The organism is Microbacterium sp. LMX7-1.2 (assembly GCF_040675935.1).
In the GTDB taxonomy this organism is placed as follows: domain Bacteria; phylum Actinomycetota; class Actinomycetes; order Actinomycetales; family Microbacteriaceae; genus Microbacterium.
In genome coordinates, this window is the sequence record NZ_JBEGIL010000001.1 from 1268971 (window position 1) to 1289760 (window position 20790).

At 69.7% G+C, this 20790-nt stretch carries 19 protein-coding genes; 7 read left to right on the forward strand and 12 right to left on the reverse strand.

Annotated elements, in window-relative coordinates:
* Positions 1-2: 2 nt before the first annotated feature.
* Entirely contained in the window at positions 3-344 is a 342-nt protein-coding gene (locus MRBLMX7_RS06285; RefSeq protein ID WP_363370845.1) for an ArsR/SmtB family transcription factor, read from the forward strand.
* The gene (locus MRBLMX7_RS06290; RefSeq protein WP_363366735.1) at positions 344-991 is read left to right on the forward strand and encodes a cation diffusion facilitator family transporter; all 648 of its coding nucleotides are present in this window, start codon (positions 344-346) and stop codon (positions 989-991) included. Before MRBLMX7_RS06285 ends, MRBLMX7_RS06290 begins: the two co-directional genes overlap by 1 nt.
* Here MRBLMX7_RS06290 and MRBLMX7_RS06295 read toward each other — a convergent pair.
* Positions 988-1590: a response regulator transcription factor gene (locus tag MRBLMX7_RS06295; protein WP_363366737.1), complete on the reverse strand. Its 603-nt coding sequence runs from the start codon at positions 1588-1590 to the stop codon at positions 988-990. The two genes, MRBLMX7_RS06290 and MRBLMX7_RS06295, sit on opposite strands and share 4 nt — an antisense overlap.
* Positions 1587-2807, reverse strand: coding sequence for a sensor histidine kinase (locus MRBLMX7_RS06300; RefSeq protein ID WP_363366739.1), 1221 nt, complete (start codon positions 2805-2807; stop codon positions 1587-1589). Before MRBLMX7_RS06300 ends, MRBLMX7_RS06295 begins: the two co-directional genes overlap by 4 nt.
* A 156-nt stretch (positions 2808-2963) precedes the next feature.
* On the opposite strand from MRBLMX7_RS06300, the gene MRBLMX7_RS06305 reads away from it, so the two are divergent.
* Positions 2964-3497 carry a small multidrug efflux protein gene (locus tag MRBLMX7_RS06305; RefSeq protein ID WP_363366741.1) on the forward strand — a complete coding sequence of 178 codons (534 nt, stop codon included), beginning with the start codon at positions 2964-2966 and terminating at the stop codon, positions 3495-3497.
* A 72-nt stretch (positions 3498-3569) separates the two neighbouring features.
* On the opposite strand, the gene MRBLMX7_RS06310 is transcribed toward MRBLMX7_RS06305, so the two are convergent.
* Positions 3570-4412 (reverse strand): helix-turn-helix transcriptional regulator, encoded by an 843-nt coding sequence (locus MRBLMX7_RS06310; RefSeq protein ID WP_363366743.1) that lies wholly within the window; start codon positions 4410-4412, stop codon positions 3570-3572.
* Positions 4413-4534: 122 nt separating this feature from the next.
* Between MRBLMX7_RS06310 and MRBLMX7_RS06315 the strand changes: the two genes are divergently transcribed.
* Positions 4535-5479 (forward strand): SDR family oxidoreductase, encoded by a 945-nt coding sequence (locus tag MRBLMX7_RS06315; RefSeq protein WP_363366745.1) that lies wholly within the window; start codon positions 4535-4537, stop codon positions 5477-5479.
* 86 nt (positions 5480-5565) lie between these two features.
* Positions 5566-6453: a CPBP family intramembrane glutamic endopeptidase gene (locus MRBLMX7_RS06320; protein WP_363366747.1), complete on the forward strand. Its 888-nt coding sequence runs from the start codon at positions 5566-5568 to the stop codon at positions 6451-6453.
* Between the two features lie 28 nt (positions 6454-6481).
* Here MRBLMX7_RS06320 and MRBLMX7_RS06325 read toward each other — a convergent pair whose 3' ends face one another.
* The 6 genes from MRBLMX7_RS06325 to MRBLMX7_RS06350 all read right to left on the reverse strand — a co-directional run bounded on the left by MRBLMX7_RS06325 (position 6482) and on the right by MRBLMX7_RS06350 (position 15521).
* On the reverse strand, positions 6482-10594 hold the full coding sequence (locus MRBLMX7_RS06325) for a PQQ-dependent sugar dehydrogenase (RefSeq protein WP_363366749.1): 4113 nt from the start codon (positions 10592-10594) through the stop codon (positions 6482-6484).
* A 209-nt stretch (positions 10595-10803) separates the two neighbouring features.
* Positions 10804-11550, reverse strand: a complete 747-nt coding sequence (locus MRBLMX7_RS06330) for an ABC transporter ATP-binding protein (RefSeq protein WP_144876827.1) — start codon at positions 11548-11550, stop codon at positions 10804-10806.
* Positions 11540-12292 (reverse strand): ABC transporter ATP-binding protein, encoded by a 753-nt coding sequence (locus MRBLMX7_RS06335; RefSeq protein ID WP_363366752.1) that lies wholly within the window; start codon positions 12290-12292, stop codon positions 11540-11542. Before MRBLMX7_RS06335 ends, MRBLMX7_RS06330 begins: the two co-directional genes overlap by 11 nt.
* Positions 12289-13407 (reverse strand): branched-chain amino acid ABC transporter permease, encoded by a 1119-nt coding sequence (locus MRBLMX7_RS06340; protein ID WP_363366754.1) that lies wholly within the window; start codon positions 13405-13407, stop codon positions 12289-12291. Before MRBLMX7_RS06340 ends, MRBLMX7_RS06335 begins: the two co-directional genes overlap by 4 nt.
* Complete coding sequence (locus tag MRBLMX7_RS06345; protein ID WP_050721801.1) at positions 13391-14275, reverse strand: branched-chain amino acid ABC transporter permease; 885 nt, start codon at positions 14273-14275, stop codon at positions 13391-13393. The genes MRBLMX7_RS06340 and MRBLMX7_RS06345 overlap by 17 nt, the downstream gene beginning before the upstream one ends.
* Before the next feature lie 10 nt (positions 14276-14285).
* Complete coding sequence (locus MRBLMX7_RS06350) at positions 14286-15521, reverse strand: amino acid ABC transporter substrate-binding protein (RefSeq protein WP_363366757.1); 1236 nt, start codon at positions 15519-15521, stop codon at positions 14286-14288.
* Positions 15522-15649: 128 nt separating this feature from the next.
* Here MRBLMX7_RS06350 and MRBLMX7_RS06355 point away from each other — a divergent pair, with 128 nt between their 5' ends.
* Together MRBLMX7_RS06355 and MRBLMX7_RS06360 are read left to right on the forward strand one after the other, a co-directional pair.
* A complete protein-coding gene (locus tag MRBLMX7_RS06355) occupies positions 15650-16663 on the forward strand; it encodes a LacI family DNA-binding transcriptional regulator (protein ID WP_363366759.1) in 1014 nt (337 codons plus the stop codon).
* Positions 16664-16697: 34 nt separating this feature from the next.
* Positions 16698-17672: an acetylxylan esterase gene (locus tag MRBLMX7_RS06360; protein WP_363366761.1), complete on the forward strand. Its 975-nt coding sequence runs from the start codon at positions 16698-16700 to the stop codon at positions 17670-17672.
* A gap of 13 nt (positions 17673-17685) precedes the next feature.
* On the opposite strand, the gene MRBLMX7_RS06365 is transcribed toward MRBLMX7_RS06360, so the two are convergent.
* Genes MRBLMX7_RS06365 through MRBLMX7_RS06375 form a run of 3 tightly spaced genes read right to left on the reverse strand, consistent with a single transcriptional unit; the run spans position 17686 to position 20759 of the window.
* A complete protein-coding gene (locus MRBLMX7_RS06365) occupies positions 17686-18504 on the reverse strand; it encodes a carbohydrate ABC transporter permease (RefSeq protein ID WP_363366763.1) in 819 nt (272 codons plus the stop codon).
* Positions 18497-19426: a carbohydrate ABC transporter permease gene (locus tag MRBLMX7_RS06370; RefSeq protein ID WP_363366765.1), complete on the reverse strand. Its 930-nt coding sequence runs from the start codon at positions 19424-19426 to the stop codon at positions 18497-18499. Before MRBLMX7_RS06370 ends, MRBLMX7_RS06365 begins: the two co-directional genes overlap by 8 nt.
* Positions 19419-20759: an ABC transporter substrate-binding protein gene (locus MRBLMX7_RS06375; RefSeq protein ID WP_363366767.1), complete on the reverse strand. Its 1341-nt coding sequence runs from the start codon at positions 20757-20759 to the stop codon at positions 19419-19421. The genes MRBLMX7_RS06370 and MRBLMX7_RS06375 overlap by 8 nt, the downstream gene beginning before the upstream one ends.
* Between the last annotated feature and the right edge of the window lie 31 nt (positions 20760-20790).

Genomic DNA, 20790 nt, shown 5'->3' on the forward strand with positions numbered 1-20790 from the left:
CTATCGAGAGCGTGACTCTCTCGGCATCCCTCTCGCATACCGCCGCGGTCGCACGCCTCGGGCACGCACTCTCCGACGCGACGCGCGCCGCGATCTTGCTCGCCCTGCGCACCGCCCCCGCCTACCCCTCCGACCTCGCCGATGAACTCGACGTCAGTCGACAGGCGCTGTCGAACCACCTCGCGTGCCTGCGCGGATGCGGCCTCGTGACGAGCGTCGCCGATGGTCGCCGCAGCCGCTACGAACTGGCCGACCCTCACCTCGCCCCCGCGCTCGACGAGCTCCTGCGGGTCGTGCTCGTGGTCGAGCCGGACTGCTGCGACGGCGAGGGATGCACCTGCTGATGACCGCACTCACCGACACCCGCCGTGCGACACTGCACCGGCGCATCCGCCTCATCGTCGCGATCACGATCGGCTACAACGTCATCGAGGCCGTGATCGCGCTCGCGGCCGGATCCGTCGCCTCGTCCGCCGCTCTGATCGGCTTCGGCCTGGACTCGACCATCGAGGTGCTGTCAGCGGCCGCCGTCGCCTGGCAGTTCACCCGGCGCGACCCCGAGCGCTGGGAGAAGCCCACGCTGCGGGTCATCGCGGTCGCGTTCTTCTCGCTCGCGGCATACGTCACGGCGTCGTCCGTGCTCTCGCTGCTCGGCGGCGAGCACCCGGAGCACAGCACGGTCGGCATCGTGCTCACCGCGATCAGCGTGGTCGTGATGCCGTTCCTGTCCTTCGCCGAGAGGCGCGCCGGGACCGAGATCGGATCGGCCACCGCCGTCGCGGACTCGAAGCAGACCCTGATCTGCACGTACCTGTCAGCCGCCGTGCTGATCGGGCTGCTGCTGAACAGCGTGTTCGGGTGGTGGTGGGCCGACGCGGTCGCCGGCCTGGTCATCGCCGTGTTCGCGGTGCGCGAGGGCCTCGAGGCATGGAAGGGAGATGCCTGCGCCACGTCGGTCGGCATGATCCTCGAGGACGAGCACGACCACTAGATCCAGCCGCGCTCCTCGGCGAGCAGCACAGCCTGCTGCCGCGTCGTGACCGACAGCTTCGCCAGCACCGCCGAGATGTGGTTGCGCACCGTGCCAGGCGCGAGAGAAAGCGTGCGGGCGATCTGCCCCGTCGTCTCGCCGCGGCGCCCGGCCCGCAGCACGTCGAGCTCGCGATCGGTGAGGGGTGAGCGCTCATCACTCAGCGCGTCGGCCGCGATCTCGGGATCCACGTAGCGGCCCCCGGCCGCGACACGGCGGATCACATCGGCCACCTCGTCGGCGCCCCTCGACTTGGGAAGGAAGCCCGAGACACCGGAGGCGAGCGCGCGCCGCAGCACGCCGGGCCGCGCGTGACGCGTCACGACCACGCAGCGGGTCACGATCGCCCTGCTCAGACGCTCCGCCACCTCGACGCCGTCGAGGCCCGGCATCTCCAGGTCGAGCAGGCACACGTCCGGCGCGATGCGCAGCGCCTCGGCCACCGCCTGCTCGCCGTCCTCGCACTCCGCGACGACCTCGATGTCGCCCTCGAGGCGCAGCAGCGCGGCCAGCGCGGAGCGGATCATCCCCTCGTCGTCGGCGAGCAGCACTCGGATCATCGACCGACCTCCCCTCGCTCTGCGGCGGTGTCCCCCTCCGGCACCCTCACGATCACCGTGAAGTCCTCCCCCTCGTCCCGCACAACGATCGTGCCGCCGGCCTCCGCGATGCGGCGCCGGACGCCGTCGAGCCCCGACCCCACGGCCACGCGCTCGGTTCTCGGGTCGACGTCGTTCGACACCTCGTAGCGCCACCCGCCGGCATCCCGCCGCAGAGACAGCCGTGCACGGGCGCCTCCGCCATGGCGCAGCACGTTCGTCGTGGTCTCGCGGATCACGGGACCCAATGCGGATGCGGGTGCCTCACCGGCATCCTGCGCGATGTCCGCCTCGACGCGGATGCCCGCCGCGCTCAGCAGGTCGCGGGCGTTCGCGACCTCGTCGCCGAGCGGCACGGACCGGAACCGCGTAGCCAGGTCGCGGGTACCCTGGCGCGCCTCGTCGACGCTCGCGCGCGCTGCCCGCAGCTGCACGAGACCGGCATCCGGGTCCCGCTCCATGAGCCGCTCGGCGAGCTCGAGCTGCAGCGCGATGACCTGAAGGTGATGCCCCTGCAAGTCGTGCACGTCGGTGGCGAGCCGCAGTCGCTCCTGCGTCACCGCGAGCCGTGATTCCGAGGCCCGCGCACGGTCGAGCGTCACGAGCACGTCCCACCACCACAGCGAGCTGACCGACATCGCCGGGATCGTCACGGCGTAGAGAGACGGCAGCCACTCCGGCACGCCGCCGTCGACCGTGCCGCGCATGCCGTCGACGAAGGCGAGCACCAGGAGCAGGAAGGTCACGAAGAGGACGATCCGCCGCCGCACGCCCCGCGGCCAGTGCAGCAGCACGAGGGACTGCGCGACCGGCATGACGCCCAGCAGCCAGCTGTCCGCCACGACACCGGAGGAGACGCCGAACGCGACGGCGAGCACGAACGGCACGATCCGCATCCACGCCGCGACGGGTTCGCCGTCGACCTCTCGGCGGTAGGCGGCGAGGAGCAGGATCGTCGACAGCCACCACACGAGGCCACCGGCGCCGACCACGAGCGGAGCGACGACGTCGCCCGGGACGACGAACACCCGCAGCGCCCAGATCAGCACGAGGAACAGCTCGAGGAACACGATCGCCGTGAGCGTGTACCACCAGGTCGCGGTGATGCCCCGCGCGAGCTGACGGGCACCGGGCGGAGGATCGCCGAACCGGTCGACGGCCAGGGAGGGACTGCTCATTCCCCCACGATAGGGGCGTGACACTTGTCACGGGTGCGACGGGCGAAGCACCCGGGAACCGATGACGCCCCGACACTGCCGCGAGCACGGCATCCGCGATGGACTGAGGACATCGGGGCGGAGAGTCCGCTCCCCCACCCGTCAGGAGACATCACCATGAACCTCGTCGAGACGTTCCAGAACCTCGTCGCGCAGGTCCCCGAGCTCGTGCAGCCGCTCATCGTCGCACTGGCCGGCGCCATCCCCTTCATCGAGGGCGAGGGCGCGGCCGCGATCGGCATCATCGGCGGCATCCACCCGGTGGTCGCAGCGATCGCCGCCATGGCGGGCAACTTCCTGTGCGTCGCGATCCTCGTGATCGCCGGCGCGGGAGCCCGCAAGGCCATCGTGACCCGGTCGCGGTCGCGCGAATCCGTGGCCGCCGGCGGCGCGACGATCGACGAGGCCCCCGCCGAGTCGGATCGCGGCACCGCCCGCCGCGCGAAGTTCCAGCGCGCGTTCGAGCGCTACGGCGTGCCCGGCGTGAGCCTGCTCGGCCCGCTGCTCCTGCCGACGCACTTCACCGCGACCATGCTCGCCGCCTCCGGCATCGGCAAGGGCCGCGTGCTGATCTGGCAGGCCGCCGCGATCGTCCTGTGGACGACGGCGATCACGCTGATCATCACCGGCGCGGTATCGGTCATCCGCTGACACGCGCCCTGCGCGTCCCTCGCCGTTCGTGCCGTCGGGACATGGTCTCGGCGGCACGGACGGCGACCGTCGTCAGCCTGCCGTACGCGGTGCGAGCGTCGACAGCAGCTGGAGCTTCTCGTGGCTCTCGGTCCCCGGCACGGCCGTGTACACGAGCAGCAGTTGCGACGACACCGGGTCGACGAGAGTCTGACAGGCGAGGTCCATCCCGCCGAGATCCGGGTGCACGAACCGTTTGCTCTCCCGAGGACGGATGCCGACCTCCTGGCGCTCCCAGGCGGCATGGAACTCCGCGCTGCGCTCGATGAGCAGCCGGCTGTACTCGGCCGCCCGCGACTGCGGACCGCGCAGCGAGACGAGCTCGCGGAGTCCCGAGGCCCAGAGCCGCACGAGGAAGTCGTGGTCGTCGGGGTGGTACAGCGCTCGCGTGCGCGGATCCGTGAACCAGCGGAACCCGAGACTGCGCTCCGGGCCGGTGAGCCCGGCCGTGTCACCGGTCAGTGCGACGCCGAGCGGGGTCTGGCGCAGAGTCTCCCCCAGCTCCGTCACGATCTCCGCCGGTGTGTCCTCGAGTCGGTCGAGGATGCGCAGCATGCCGGGGCTGATGTGCTCGGTCCCCGCTCCGGTCTGCGGCGGCCGGTGACCCGCGAGACGGAACAGATGATCGCGCTCGTCGATCGTCAGGTGCAGGCCCTGGGCGATCGAGGAGAGCATCTGCTCGGACGGCTGAGGCCCGCTTCCGCGCTCCAGCCGCGCCAGATAGTCCGGCGACATGTGGCTGAGCGCCGCGACCTCCTCCCGGCGCAGTCCGGCCGTGCGGCGGCGTGCACCGCGCGGCATCCCCACGTCCTCGGGCTGCAGCACCTCACGGCGGTGACGCAGGAACTCGGCGAGTGCGTCCCTGTCGATCGGCATGTGTCCCCCTCGTTCGTCTGATCGATCCTCACACGGTGCGGTGCCGGCATCCACTGATCGTCATGTCCTGGATACGGATTCGGACGTTCGCGAGAGTGGAGGTCGACACCGAGGAGCACACCATGGCACGACGGACCATCGACATCACCATCCCGACTCAGACCGGACGACGCGCCGTCGTGACCGGCGGCAGCGACGGGATCGGCCTGCGCATCGCGACCCGACTGGCACGAGCGGGAGCCGAGGTGGTCCTGCCCGTGCGCAACCCGGCGAAGGGGGATGCCGCGGTGCGAGCGATCCGCGCGGAGGCACCCGACGCCGTCGTCCGCACGCTGCCCATGGACCTGTCGTCGCTGGAGTCGGTCGCTTCCTTCGGCGCGGCGATGCGCGCCGACGGGGCACCGATCCACGTGCTGGTGGGCAATGCCGGCGTCATGACGCCTCCGGAGCGACAGACCACGGCCGACGACTTCGAGCTGCAGTTCGGCACCAACCACCTGGGCCACTTCGCTCTCGTCGGGCACCTGCTGCCACTGCTGCGCGAGGGCCGGGGGCGGGTGACGTCGCAGGTGAGCGTCTCCGCGAACCAGGGGGCGATCAACTGGGACGACCCGAACTGGGAGCGCTCGTATCGCGGCGGACGCGCGTACAGCCACTCGAAGATCGCGTTCGGCCTGTACGGCCTCGAACTGGATCGACGCAGTCGGCTGGGGCACTGGGGCATCACCAGCAATCTCGCGCACCCCGGCGTCGCTCCGACCAGTCTGCTCGCCGCCCGCCCCGAGCTCGGCCGCGCGAAGGACGGTGTCGACGTGCGTCTGATCCGCTGGCTGTCGGCGCGCGGCATCCTGCTGGGGACTCCGGAGTCCGCCGCGCTGCCTGCGCTCTACGCCGCCGTGTCTCCCGACGCGCGAGGCGGAGCGTTCTACGGACCGAGCGGACCGGCCCACCTCGGCGGCGCTCCCGCCGAGCAGACGCTGTACTCGCGGCTGCGGAGCGAGGACGATGCTCGACGCATCTGGACGCTCTCGGAGCGGCTCACGGGCGTGGAGTATCCACGCGCGTGATGTTCACCATCAGGGCCCGGTTCGAGTGAACACCCACTCACTACGCTGACGGATCGTCCCCCGTCGCCTCCACCCCGAGGAACCCCATGACGCATCTTCCCGCCCTCCGTCCGATCAGCACCGCTCCCGCCGCGCCCCTCGCACCCCGCCTCGAGCCCGTCGCCTGGATCGCCGGCGTGATCCTCGTGGTCTGGCTCCTCGCCCCCGGCGTCGATCGCCTCGCCCCGCTGTTCGGAGGCTCGGCGCCGGAGAGCGTCGACATCGGCGCCCTCTTCCAGTCGGTGGGCGGCGGCGCGGACTTCCTGTTCGGGCAGTCCGCCTTCCAGCTCATCGCTTTCGCCGCGCTGTTCACCGTGCTCGGTTGGTGGCGGCTGATCCAGGTCGAGCCGAGCCCTCTCCGCCCGATCGCCCTCGCGGTGATCCCGGCGCTCACCGCGTTCGTCCTCCTCGGTGGTGCGGGGGTCGGGTTCCTCGCGAACCCCGACCCGAGCCTGGCGCTGATGGCGATGCAGACCGTCGCCATGCTCGCCGTCGCCACGGTGGAGGAGTTCGGCTGGCGAGGCGTGGCGGTCGTGGGTCTGCGCGGTTCGCGCTTCCCGGAGTGGTCGGTGTGGCTTCTGACGACGTCGGGCTTCGCGCTCATGCACCTGCTGAACATCTTCTCCGGAGCCGAGGTGGGATCCACCCTGTTCCAGGTTCTCTACACGTTCTTCCTCGGCACCGCGTGCTACCTCGCGCGCCGCGCAGGCGGGATCTGGCTGGCGATTGCCGTCCACTTCGGGAACAACCTCCTCCAGGTCGGGGCGCAGGCCAGCGTCGAATCCGACTGGTTCGAGCTCGTGAACGCGCTCGCGCTCGCCGGTCAGATCCTCATGCTCCTCTCTGTGCCCGCGACCATCGTGCTGCTCGTGCGCGAGTCCCGGCGAGCTCGCCGCGCGGGACGGACAGTAGCGGAGGGGCCGACGCCTCGCTGAGACGCCGGGCCCTCCCCCGGGAGGCGTCTCAGCCCGTCGGCTGGTCCACCAGCGCGAAGCGCACGGTCGTCGCGTTCCCCGCGACGTCCCTCACCACCAGGGTGTTGTCCCCCGCCACCGCGCCCATCGACCCGATGACGACGTCGTTGAGATCTGACCAGACGGCATCCGTGAGGTTCTTCACGACGCCGTTCAGCACGACGAGGTCCACCTTGCCCGGATCGTGGAGCTTGAAGGACACCTTGCTGTAGACACCGCCGCCACCCACGGTCTGTGCTGATCCGCCCTTGACAGTGACGGTCGGCGGGGTGACGTCGAGCGTGAAGGCCACGGTCGTGGTGTTGCCGGCGAGGTCAGACACCACGAGGGTGTTCGCCCCCTCCACCGCCCCGAACGCACCGGGCACGACCCCGTTGAGGTCGGACCAGGCGGCATCCGAGAGATCCTTCTCCACTCCGTTCAGCGTGAGCCGGTCGACCTTGCCTTCGTCGTACAGCTTGAAGGAGACCCTGCTGTACACGCCGTCGCGTCCGACGGTCGCCCCGGTCTCGCTCTTGACCGTGACCCGGGGAGCGACCTCGTCGACGGCGGCTGCCGTGACCGTCAGATCCCGCAGGCGTCCGAAATTGTCGAAGGAGCCGAAGCCGACTCGTCCGGAGGGGAACGTCGTGTCGGTCGCGGTCATCAGAGGCGCGGACAGACCGTCGAGGTACACGGCCACCTGGCCGGTGTCGGCGCAGCGGATCAGCCGCACGTCGTGCCACTCCTCGTCCGTGACGGCGGGCGGGGCGCCGATCGTGCCGTCCCACTGATCGTCGATGCGCACACGGTCAGCCCCGTCGACCTTGAAGATGCCGTTGTGGGGGTAGATCGTGTTGTCCTTCGACAGGTGCGCGTAGTAGTACTCCGTGTCGGACTGCCAGCCGAAGACGAGGATCACGTCGCGGTTGTTGACCGAGGCCTTCTCGTCGAGCCGCACCTGGGCCGAGAGGTCGAACGTCCCGAGCTCCTCCCCCTCGGTCAACACGGCGTACTCGAAGGGACGGCGGATGCCGTCACCGGGGTCGGTCCCCGGTTCGGTCAGCACGATCTCGTCGCCCGGGAACTCCCACTTCGCGGGAGTCCGCGGCGCCCAGTTCGCGGCATCCATGACGTCGGTGACGACCTCGCCGTCCGGCGTGCACGGGGCAGGCGCGGGCGGCTCGCTCGGGGCCGCACCGTACAGCGCGTACTGCGCGGCGATCTGCTCGGCCGTGGGCACGGTGTCGAGCAGCATCACGTCGTCCATGCGTCCGTGGAACGGGTTCGCCTCCCTCGTGTTCTGCGGGAAGCTGCCGCCGATCTTGATGCCGGCGGGCGCGGTGTCGGACGTCGCGCCCTCGCCCCACGGGTTCGCCGCCGTGTAGCGTCCGGCGAGCTCCTCGCCGTTCATGAAGAGCTTCATCTCGCCCGCGGCGAAGTCGAAGGTCGCGGCGAGGTGCACCCACTGCCCCTTCTTCAGGATCTCGTCCCACGGCAGGTCGGCCGCGAAGGTCCACGACCCTCCCCCGTCGACGCGGCGACCGAGGGCGACGAGCTTGAGTTCGCCGTCGACCGTGATGACCTCGAGCAGCGCTCGCACGGCGTGCCCGTCGGACGTGCCCGTGAGCACGCCGGCGAGTCCGATCGCGTTGTAGACGTCATCCGGGTTCGCCGTGCCCGAGTTCGGCGCCGGGTGGTCGCCGGTCGGCTTGAACCACCCCATGACCGAGGCCTGCTCGGCCCCGGCGAAGGCCGACAGCGAGTCGACGCCCGAGGAGTCGTAGACCCCGGCCTTCCAGTCGTCGTTCGACGCGGTGCGCGGATTCATCTGCTGCGTCTGCAGCGCCTTGCCCGCACCGGGGTAGGCGCTGTCGGCGACACGCATCTCGACACCGCCGTTGATGAGTGAGATGTCGGTGCCCGAACGTCCCTGATCGACCTCGACCGTCGCGTTCGCGACGTCCGGGTGATCGAAGTCGTGGTGGGTCACGAGGTGCGGAGCGAGCTCGGAGAGGACGAACGGGGATGCCGGGGCACTCACGTCGCGCGCACCGGTGACCTTCCAGATCTTGCCGTTGGCCTTCGACACGAGGTACAGCTCGCCGTCGGCATCCGAACCGAACCGCAGGTCGACGCGTGTGTCGCCGACGAGATCCTGGAACGTCGTCTCGACGCCGTCGGCGAAGACCCGCAGCTGCTCGATCGTCGCCAGATCGTCGATGTCGCCGTCGTTGCGCACCATCTCGTCGGCCTCGGTCGACAGCACCCAGCCGCGCACGAGATCGGTGAAGAGGTAGCGCCCCTGCAGCTCGGCGATGTCGCCGCGATAGACGAATCCGCCGTTCACGGCCACGCCCGCGTCCCCGGTCTGACCGGGGTCGCGGTTGTGGTCGTAGGCCGCCACCGGGTAGGTGAAGCCGTACTGCGCGTCGTCGGCCGGGAGCGGGAAGATCTGCCGGTTCTCGGCGAGGAACGATCCCTCCCGCACCGACCAGCCGAAGTTGTCACCGGGCTCGACCGCGTAGATCGACTCGACCTGCCACTCGCCGATGTGAGCGAGGTACATGGTGTGATCGCCCTCGGGGTCCCAGCTGATCCGATGCGGGTCGCGGAGGCCCAGCGCGTAGATCTCGGGCAGGGCGCCGGCCTGGCCGACGAAGGGGTTGTCGGCGGGAACACCGTACTCGCCGTTCGCGCTGTCGGATCCGGTCGGGTCGATGCGCAGGACCTTGCCCTGCGGCGTCGCGAGGTCCTGCGGGTTGCCGTTGCCGACGCCGTTGCCGCCGTCTCCGACGAGGATGTACAGGATGCCGTGCTCGACACTGTCGGGCTCGGCGGTCGGGTTGAACGCGATCTGCTGCACGGTGTGCACGCGGCCGCCGAAGGGGATGCGCATGACCTCGCGGTGCGTGCCCTCGAAGGTCGCCGCAGACGGATCGGAGGCCTTCCACTCCGTGATGACGCTGTGGAACTGCGTGTTGCCGTAGGCCGGGAAGTCGGGGGCGTCCTCGGTCAGCGCCGTGCCGCCCTCGGTGTGCACGGTGTAGAACAGGCCGTTCTCGGCGAAGTCCGGGTGGAACTCCGCTGCCCCGAGTCCGGTGCCGAGCCCCGCGCTGTTGTGGAAGTTGTCGAGGAACTGATCCCGCACGTTCAGGTAGGGCACGTACTCGCCGGATCCCTTGTCGACGAGGTACAGGATCGCGTTGTTGTCGGGCACCATCAGGCGGCCCGACTCGTCCGGCACCTCGTCGAGGTGTGTGATGCGGTTGTGCCGCACGAGGCGCGGGTCCTGCGTGGCGGGTGTCGTCTGCGACTCCGGCAGCTGTGCCAGTTCGGTGACCTCGATGCCGAGCGCGGCGAGCTCGGGGTCGGGCAGCGGGTTCAGCAACGGCTGGGCCGGCGTCTCCCCCGGCGCGCAGTCGCCCTCGTTGCCGGTGGCGATCGCGAGGTTCTCACGGCTCGTGTCGACGGCGACGTCGTCGAGCAGCAGGCGGCCGGCGCTCGATGAGCCGTTCTTCCAGAAGAAGCGGTCGAGCGATCCGTCGACCGCCTGACGGAACCCGAACTGCTCCTGCGTTCCCTCGGGCAACCGGGTGATCTCCTCGTAGGGCCCGCCCTGGCTGTATACGGCGACCTGGTCGTTCGCATTGTCGGCGACGATCCACACGCACTGCCAGGCGTCGCGCGACCACACGCCGGCAGGCTGGAACGCCCCGCCGTCGCGCACTCGCAGCACGTCGTCGTTCTGGTTGTTCACGTAGGCACGGCTGTGGGTGTAGTCGTTCGGCGCGTCGACGTCGGTGAGACCGAACGAGGTGTCGACGCTGCCCGTGCGCAGGAACCGGAAGAACAGCGTGCCCGTGTCGCCCTCGGCGATCGCCGGGATCTCACGGTAGGCCTGCTGTCCTCCGCCGACCGACTCGACGACCTGGTTGTTGCCGTTCAGCGGGTCGGCGACGACCTGCGGGGCCGCGGAGGCGACCCACCCGTCCTGCCCGTTGAGCGCCGTGCGCTGGTAGTCCTCGAAGTCGATCAGCTCGGTGAACGGCTCGGCAGCGGCGGCTGGGGATGCCGCGAGCAGCCCACCGGCCATGACCGCCGCAACCGCTCCGGCCGCCATCCGTCTGCGCCCGCGGTGAGACGGCGGAGTACCATCCATCCGCCCGCTCGTGCTCGTCGACCGCATGCTTCGTTCCTGCATCAGAGACCTCTCAACGTCGTCGTCGTGTGGTGTCGTGCCGGGGTGACTGCTGCCTCGCTCCGGGGCGGCACTGCAGCGGAGCGGACGATCGGTGGCGAGCGGGGGGACCGCCCGGTCTGGGTGACGGCCTAGTGATTGGCGGCGGGCTTGCCCCCGAGGTAGAGCGCGGCGAGCGTGGGGTCGGCCAGGAGTTCGGAGGCCGGTCCCGAGATGTGCACGCGACCGAGGTCGAGCACGCAGCCGATGTCGGCGGTCTCCAGAGCGCGGCGGGCGTTCTGCTCGACGAGCAGCACGGCGGTGCCGGCATCCCGCATCCTGACGACCTGCTCGAACACCTTCTCCGTGGTCTTCGGATCGAGTCCCATCGACGGCTCGTCCAGCAGCACGACCTTCGGACTGACCATGAGCGAGCGCGCGAACTCGACCTGCTTCTGCTGCCCGCCGGAGAGGAGGCCGGCGAGCTGCTTCCACCGCTCCCCCACGATCGGGAAGAGGTTCTGCACGAACTCGACACGCTCCTGGATGACTGCCTGATCCTTGAGGGTGAACGCGCCGAGCATGACGTTCTCGCCGACCGTCATCTCACGGAACACACTGTGCCCCTGCAGCACATGCGCCAACCCGTTGCGCAGCATCGACTGGGGTCCGTCGCCGGTGATGTCGCGGCCGTCGACCGAGATGCGTCCCGATCGCGGCTTGAGCATGCCGCTCGCGACCTTCAGCACGGTCGACTTGCCGGCGCCGTTGGGGCCGACCAGGCAGACGACCGATCCCGGAGGGACTTCGACGGTGAGCCCGCGCAGCACGAGCGCGGCGCGGCCGTATCCCGCCTCGATGTCGCGCAGTTCGAGCAGGTTCTTCGCTTCAGACTCCAAGGTAGGCCTCCAGGACGCGCGGGTCTTGCTGGATGATCTCGGGCGTGCCCTCGGCGATCGGACGACCGCGGTCGAACACCACGACGTGATCGCACAGGCTCATGACCATCTCCATGTTGTGCTCGACGATGATGAAGGTCTTGCCCTCGTCGTTGAGCTCGCGGACGAGTGTGGCGATGCGGCCGATGAGCGCCGGGTTCACGCCACCGGCCGGCTCGTCGAGCATGATCGTGTCGGGCTCGCCCATCAGCACGCCCGCAAGCTCGAGGAGCTTCTGCTGGCCGTAGCTGAGGTTGCGGGCCTCGGCGTGCTCGAGGTGGTCGATGCCGACGCGGCGCAGCCATCCGCGTGCCCGTTCCAGCTCGTCCGGATCGTGCGCCGACCGCAGCTGCTGGCGGATGCTGGTGCTTCGCACCGCGACCAGCAGGTTCTCCATCACGGTCATCCGAGGGAAGACACGGCACAGCTGGAAGCTGCGTCCGATCCCCGCCCGGGCGATGCGATCGGGCGACTTGCGGGTGATCGCCTCGCCCCGGTAGCGGACCTCGCCGGAATCGGGCTTGATCATGCCTGTGACGCAGTTGAAGAAGGTCGTCTTGCCCGATCCGTTCGGTCCGATCAGGCCGTTGACCATGCCCTCGCGGAAGCTGACGGAGGCCTCGTCGACGGCTGTCACGCCGCCGAACCTCTTGGTCATCGAGGCCGTGCTCAGGCTCTCGAGCGTGGTGGTGGCGGCGTTCATGCTGACGTCTCCTTTCCCGCGGCATCCGCTGTCCGCTTCTCGTTCTGCTCCAGCAGCTGCGCCGCGGTGACCTCGCGGATCGACGCCCCGTCGGACTTTCTCCGGAAGAGCGAGCCGACCGCCGGGATCACGCCGTCCGGCATGAAGAGCACGACCACGCCGAGCAGGATGCCGGTGGCGATGAGGTGGAACTGCGTGTCGCCGAACTCGAGCTTGAAGTACTCGAGCGCGATGCCGACGACCACGGCACCCAGCAGCGGGCCGAACAGGTTGCGCACCCCGCCGAGCAGCGCCATGAGCACCATGTACGAGCCGATCAGGATCGAGAACTGGAAGATCGGGTCGAGGTCGCCGAACCACAGTGCGTACAGGCCGCCGCCGAGCGCCACGAAGAACGCCGAAAGGATATAGGCGATCAGCTTGTAGCGGGTGGTGGGGACGCCGAGCGCCTGCGCCTTGTCCTCGTCCTCGCGGATCGACTTCAGCGCCGTGCCGAACTTCGACCGGTCGATGACCCACCACGTGAGCAGGGCGAAGGCGAGCACCGCGACGAACAGGTAGAAGAACACGCGGTGATGCTCCGGGCGGAGCATGCCGGGGAAGGGCCGGGGGACGTTGAGTCCCTCGGACCCGCCGGTGACCTCGCGCCAGCTCTGGAACACCAGCAGCATGATGAGCACGAACGCGATCGAGACGATCACGAACGACGCACCTCGCACCCGCAGCGCGGCGATGCCGATCGGGATGGCGACGATCGCGACGAGCACCGTCGCGACAATCCACGCCACGAAGCCGGGCAGGGCGAGGTACTTGATGAGGAGCCCGGTGCCGTACGCGCCGAGGCCGAAGTAGGCCGCGTGCCCGAGCGAGATGTATCCGGTGAATCCGCCCATGAAGTTCCACCCCGTGGACAGCACGGCGTAGTTCAGGATGACGACGCCCGCCGACAGGATGTAGGGGTTCGGGGCGATCGTCGGGAACGACAGCACGAGGGCTGCGCCGACGACGAGGAGGACGATGCGCACCCACTTCGCCGCGGGGCGGCGGACGGGCGCAGGCGGAGCGATGACGACCGTCTCGGTCGCGATCGGTTCGCGGCTAGAAACGCTGGGCAAGACGACCTCCGAAGAATCCCTGCGGGCGGAACATGAGCGTGGCGAACAGCGCGACGTAGAACACGGTCTGCGCCCACGTCGGCCCGAGCGGCAGCTGCAGCAGGCTCTGCGCGATGCCGAGCACGAGGGCCGCGATGGCCGCACCGGGGATGCTGCCCAGGCCGCCGACGACGATGATGGCCATGAGCGGGCCGATCCAGTGCCAGTGCAGCGACGGGTAGATCGTGGCGTCGAGCGACAACGCCGTGCCGCCGATCGCTGCCGTGGCGAGCCCGAGGCCGAATCCGTAGCCCGCGACGCGGTCGGTGTTGATGCCGACCAGGCGCGCCGCCTCCGGATGCTGGATCGTGGCTCGCAGCGCCTGCCCGAACTTCGTGTACTTCAACAGCACGAACAGACCGGCGAGAGCGACCGCCGCCAAACCGAAGGCGATCAGCTTGACCACCGGCACCTGCGCGCCGAACACCTCGAGGCTCGCACTCGCGTACGGCAACGGGATGCGCCGCTGGGTTCCGGTGAAGAAGAAGCCGAGCGCCCCTTCGATGATGAGCGCCACCGCGAAGGTGAGCAGCACCGACATCATGGTCAGGGTCAGCGGCTTGAGCCTCGAGACGAGCAGCCGCTGCATCACGACGCCGGTGAGGAAGAACAGCGGCACCGTCACGACGAGCGACACGAGCGGGTCGATGCCGGTCTCCCGGTTGAACCACCATGCGAGGTAGGCCGCGAGGATGAGGAACGCGGAGTGCGCGATCATCACCACCCGCATGATGCCGAAGTAGAGAGTGAGCCCGGCGGCCAGAAGGGCGTAGAGCCCGCCCAGCAGGATGCCGAGGATGAGGCTTTGGAGGAGGAGGGATCCGCTCACGATCTACGGATCACCACGTCGGCTTCGGGAAGACGAACTCGGTCTCCTTGACGTCCTCGGGGAGGACGATGAGGATCTCGCCGCCGACCCACTGCTGGATCAGGTGGGCGCCGGTGGGCTTGCCGGTCTCGTCCCAGCTGAGAGGCCCGACCACGGTCTCGACCTCGTTGTCGCGCAGCCAGTCGATCAGCTCCTGCTGGCACTCGCCCTGTTCGGCGCATCCGACGGCCTCGACCGCGGCGGCGACGACCTGGCCGGTCGTGTAGGCGTTCGCCTCGTCCTCCGACGGCGGGTTGCCGTGCATCTCGGTGTACTTCTCGACGAACTCGACGTTGCTGGGGAACTGCGACTTGGGCGAGTATCCGGTCGGGGCGAGGATGCCCTCCGTCGCCCCGCCGATCGCCGCGGCGAACTCGGGGTTGGTGGGGGCGGTGGAGAACGCCGCGAGCTCGGGCTGATAGTTCAGCTGCTGCAGCGCGATGATCAGGTTCACGGCATCCTGGTACTGCGTGCCGCCGATCACGATGTCGGCATCCGACTGCGCGATCTTGGCGGCGATGGTCGAGAAGTCGGTCGTGTTCGGCGGGTACACCTCGTCGACGAGGATCTCGACGCCGGCCTCTTCCAGCTTGTCGCGAAGACCATAGGCGGTGCCCTGCGCGAAGGGGTCGTCCATCGAGGCCACAGCTGCCGTCTCGGGCCGCTGGTCCTCGGGGAGCGCCAGCAGATACTCGGCGAGGTTGTTGTAGTGGTCGTTCGCGATCGCGGGGGCCGCGTAGAAGAGGTTGTCGAAGCCCTGCTCGAAGACCTCCTCTGCCGCGCCGGCCGGCTCGACGAAGAGCATCCCGTACTCCTGCGCGACTCGCGCCGAGGGGACGACGAGGCGCGTGGAGAACGGCCCGAACACGAGGTCGACGCCGTCCTGCGCGATGAGGGACTCGTAGTCGGAGACGACGCGGTCGGCGTTCGACTGGTCGTCGAGGATCTTCAGCTCGACCTGACGGCCGAGCAGACCGCCGTTCTCGTTGACGATGTCGCGCCAGGCCTCGTAGCCGCGCTCGACGCCCTTGCCCGGTTCGGAGAAGTCGCCGGTGAGCGGGAGGGAGATCCCGATCACGATGGGATCGTCGGCGCCGTCACCGCCCGACTGGCCTCCGGCTCCGGAACAGCCCGAAACGACGAGCGATGCGATTGCGACCGTGCCGACGGCTGCGGCGATCCGTCGACCTTGGCGGGGTGCAGTCATGCGATTGTCTCCTACGTCATCGTAGCGAAAGCGCTTTCGTAAGCGCTTCCGTCAATATACTGGGATGCACGGGCGAGGGCAACCCTCAACGCGCACCGCGTCGGTTATTCTCCCGCGGGGAGGTATTCGTGAAGAACACAGGGACGCCACGCCTGGTCGACGTCGCACAGGCCGCAGGGGTCTCGCTCGCGAGCGCGTCCCGGGCGATGACGGGGGGCTCGGGCATCTCCTCCAGCGTCGCCGAGCACGTGCGCCGGATCGCGCAGGAGCTCGGATACGAGCCCAACCTCCACGCGCGCGGACTCGCCGGCGGGCTCGTCCCCACGATCGGACTGCTCGTGCACGAGATCGGAGACCCCTACTTCTCCGAGATCGCCAGCGGGGTCATCCGCAACGCCTCGCTCGAGAACCGCTCGGTGCAGATCGCACAGGCCGACCGCACGCCCGAGAGCGAGCTGGCCCAGGTGCAGGCGCTCCGGCGACAACGGGTCGGATCGATCATCATCGCCGGGTCCGGCTACTCCGACCCCGTGCACGAGCAGCGGATGGCGGATGCGCTCAGCGACTTCTCCCTCGCGGGCGGGCGGGCGGCGGTGATCGGACGGCACCATCTGCCCGTCGATGCCGTGCTGCCCGACAACCACGGCGCGGGAGCCTCGATCGGACGGCACCTCGCCGGACTCGGCCACCGACGCATCGGCGTCGTCGCAGGGCCGCTCGACCTCAACACCGTCGCCGACCGCATCGCCGGACTCCGCGCGGGCACCGCCGACGTGGGAGCGGAGCTGACGATCGTCTCGCAGTCGTTCACACGCGAGGGAGGGATGGCGGGGGCGCGGGAGCTGCTCGGTCGAGGCCTCACCGCGATCGTCGGCCTCAACGACGCGATGGCCATCGGCATCCTCAGCGAGCTGCGTCAGCACGCCATCCGCGTGCCGGAGGACCTGTCGGTGGTGGGATTCGACGACATCGCCGTCGCGGGCGACGTGGCTCCCTCGCTCACGACCGCGCGCATCCCGATGTTCGAGATGGGCCAGCATGCGGTGAGCCTGATCCTCCGTCCGTCGAGCGACGAGGCGCGGACGATCACGACGACGCACGAGCTGATCGTGCGCGACTCCTCGGGGCCTCCCCTCACCTGACGGCGCGCTCCCCCAATTCTGGGAGGATGCTGTCATGCCCCGCTTCGACCTCGCCCCGGAACAGCTGCGCGTCTACCGCCCCGACGTCGCCGAGCCCGCAGACTTCGACGAGTTCTGGACCACGACGCTCGCGTCCGCCCGCGCGAAGGCCACCCCGTCGCGCCTGCGTCGCGTCGACTCGCCGCTGCGCACGGTGGAGGTCTTCGACGTCACATTCTCGGGGTACGACGGCGACCCGATCTCCGCCTGGCTGACACGGCCGGCCGGGGCTGAGGAGCCGCTCCCTGTCGTCGTCGAGTACCTCGGCTACGGGGGCGGCCGTGGCCTCCCCCACGAGCACATCGCGTGGGCCTCATCCGGGTACGCGCATCTCGTCATGGACACGCGGGGTCAGGGATCGGGCTGGGGAACCGGCGGCGGCACCCCCGACCCGCACGGCACCGGCCCGTCGGCGGCCGGCTACATGACCCGAGGCATCCTCGATCCCGCGGAGTACTACTACCGCCGCGTCTTCACCGACGGCGTGCTCGCGGTCGACGCCGTGCGCGGCATGGACGGACTCGACGCGAACCGCGTCGCCGTGACGGGCACGAGCCAGGGCGGCGGCATCGCCATCGCGGTCGCGGGGCTCGCCGAAGGTCTCGTCGCGGTGATGCCGGACGTGCCGTTCCTGTGCCACTTCGAGCGGGCCGTCGGCATGACCGGACGCGACCCATACCAGGAGATCGTCCGGTACCTCTCGGTTCACCGCGACCAGGTCGAACGGGTCTTCACGACGCTCTCCTACTTCGACGGCGTCACCTTCGCGAAGCGCGCGAGCGCTCCCGCGCTGTTCTCGGTCGCGCTGCTCGACCAGACGTGCCCGCCCTCGACGGTGTACGCCGCGAGGAACAGCTGGAACGGGACGGCCGAGATCGTCGACTACCCGTTCAACGAGCACGAAGGCGGCCTGGGAGAGCAGTGGCTGCGGCAGGCGCGATTCCTCGCGGACGTCGACGGGACCCCCTGACGCCGGTCGCCCCTCAGCGCACCGCGCCGGCAGTCAGCCCGCCGACCAGCCAGCGCTGGAAGAACACCGCGGCAGCGAACACGGGCACCACGCCGAGGAACGACGCGGCGGCGATCTTGCCGAAGTGCGGCGTGCGGTCGCCGTAGAACAGCGACAGGGCGACCGGGAAGGTCTGCGAGTCCACGCTCTGCGTGAGGAAGGTCGCGAGCAGGAACTCGTTGTAGTTGAGGATCGCGACGATGATCCCGATCGCCACGAGGCTCGGCAGCAGCAGCGGCACGACGACCGACCACAGCATCCGCACGGATCCCGCGCCGTCGAGGCGCGCCGCCTCCTCGATCTCGACCGGGAGTCGGCGCACGAACCCTTCCAGCAGCCACACCGCCACGGGCACGTTGACGAGCGCGTACACGAGGGTCAGCCCGAGCAGCGTGTTGTTGAGGCCGAGCACCCGCAGCAGGATGAGCAGGGGCACCACCGCGACGATCGGCGGCAGCAGCCAGGGACTCATGAGCGTGGCGGCCAGGGTGCGTCCGCCCGCGTGATGGCGCACGATCGCCCAGGCGCCCGGCACCGCGAGCGCGAGCGAGAGCACGGACCCGCCGATCGCGGCCGCGACCGAGTTGAGGATCGCCCGGGGGATGTCGGTCGCCAGGACGTCGGCCCAGTTGGACCAGTGCGGATCCGCGCTCCAGAGCACTCCGGCCACCGTCTCGTCGCGCCCCATGAGCGACACCGAGAACAGGTAGGCGAGCGGGACCAGGGTGACGGCGAGTGCTACGAGCAGCACCGTGCCCGCGACCGGCCGCGGCCGTACTCGATGCTCACTCATGACGGGCCTTCCGGGCGAGGGCGGCGACCACCAGGGTGACCGCCGTGACGATGACGGCGAAGACCAGCGTGATGGCGGATGCTCGTCCGATGTCGAACTCCTTCAACGCCACCTGCTGGATGAGGTAGGTGGTGGTCGTCGAGGCCTGGCCCGGCCCGCCCGAGGTCATCACGACCACGAGGTCGAACACCTTGAGCGCGATCACGAGGCGGATGAAGAAAGCGGCGAGGACCGTCCCCGCGATGGCGGGCCAGGTGATGTGACGGAACAGCCGACCACCGTGCGCACCGTCGAGAGCCGCGGCCTCGCGCACGGCCGGATCCTGCGTCAGGAGCGCCGCGTAGACGAGGATCACGATGAGCGGCGTCCACTGCCACACGTCGGCGAGTCCGATGGCAGGGAGCGCCCACGCCGTGGTCGACAGCGGCGCGAGGGAGATGCCGGGGATCAGCGTCGCGAGCAGCCCGCCGCCCGGGTTGAAAACGAGCTTCCACAGCGTGCCGACCACGACGGGCGGGGTGATCAGCGGGAGGAGCAGCAGAGTGCGGACCACCGCACCGGAGCGCGTCGCCCGTTCGAGGGCCACCGCGATGGCCACGCCGAGCACCGTGCTGGCGACGGCGACGGCGAGGGCGTAGAGCACCGTACGGGTGAACGACGCGACGACGTCGCCGTCGGCCAGCACGGTCTCGAGGTTCGCCGTGCCGACCCACTCCTGGAAGGGGCGGCCGAGCGTCGAATCGGTGAAGGCTGCCGCGATGATGAACAGCAGCGGATACGCGCCGAGAACGACGATCGACAGGATCGTCGGCACCGTGAATCCGCGCACAGTGGCGGACGCGCGCCGACCCGCCCGTCGCGGCACGGAGCCGGACGGGCGGGCGGGACGCGTGAGCGCGCGCGCTGCGAGGGTGTCAGCCAAGGATGTCTTCCCACTCGGCCTGCACGCGGTCGAGCGTCTCCTGAGCCGTGCCGCCGTCGCCCGCGATGAGCTTGGCAAGCTCGTCGGTGAGGATCTGCGCGGCCTGCGAGGCGTTCTCGCCGGTCGGCCAGGCGAGCGAGCCGCTCAGCGTCGTGCGGTTGACGCGCTGCAGGTCGGGGTAGGTCTCGCCGTAGGCCGCGCTCTCGAGCGAGGACTCGCGGTTCGGGTCGATGCCGGTCTGCGGGTCGGCGACGATGAGCTCGGAGTTCACCTCGCTCGACGCGGCGTACTCGATGAACGCCTTCGCCAGATCGGTCTTCTGCGTATTCGCGGCGATGACCCACGTGAAGCCGGCCACGAGCGAGGCCTTGGGCTCGGTGTTGTCGCCGCCGACCGGGAGGGTGGTCACGCCCCACTTGCCCGCGACCTTGGAGTCGGGGTTCGTCTCGGAGCCGACGCCGAGGTCGGTCCAGTTCTCGATGAAGCCGACCTTGCCGTCGTACCAGGCGCCGTTGCCGACGCCGAAGTCCGTCTCGGCCGGGGTCGGGAAGGCGTAGGGCACGGCATCCACGAGCGCCTGGGCCGCAGCGACGGCTTCGGGCGAGTTGATGGTGGGCTGGCCGTCCTCGTCGACGAACTCCCCGCCGAAGCCGGCGAGGCGGTTCGCGAAGGCGGCGCCGAGGATCAGCGGGGACTTCTGGCCGAAGATGGCCGAGCCGTAGACGCCCTGGTCGCCCTCGTTCTCGGTGATCGTCTTCACGTCCTCGAGGTACTCGTCCCAGGTGGCAGGCGGCTCGGTGATGCCGTTCCGCTCGAGGATCTCGGTGTTGTAGAACAGCACGTGCGTGTCGCCGTCGAAGGGCAGGCCGTAACGTCGGTCGCCCACGAGCGTGTAGGGGTCGTTGATCGACGGGATGAAGTCGTCGGTCTCGAGCGAGGGCGTCTCGTCGATCCAGTCGGTGAGGTCCTGGATCGAGCCGCCCTCCGCGAGGTCGCCGATCGAGACGTACCAGGGTGCGGCGACGTCGAAGGTGTTCGCCCCGGACTGCTGGTCGAGCGCGAGCGTGGAGCCGATCTCGTCGTAGGGGACGATCGTGAGGTTCACCTCGGCGCCGGTCTCCTCCTCGAAGTGCTCCTTGAGCCAGTTGCCGGCTCCCTCGTGCGAGGTGATGAGCAGCGCGTTGAGGGTCTGCCCCGAGAAGTCGCCGTCGTCGCCGGTTGCTCCGGACTGCGGGGCCTGCGTCGCGCAGCCGGCGATGGCGATCGTCGCGGCCGTCACGCCGGCGGCGCCGAGCAGGAGGCGGCGTGCGCGGCGGCTCGGAAGAAGGGACATGAGGGCTCCTCAGGAGTCGGGTCGGGAAGCG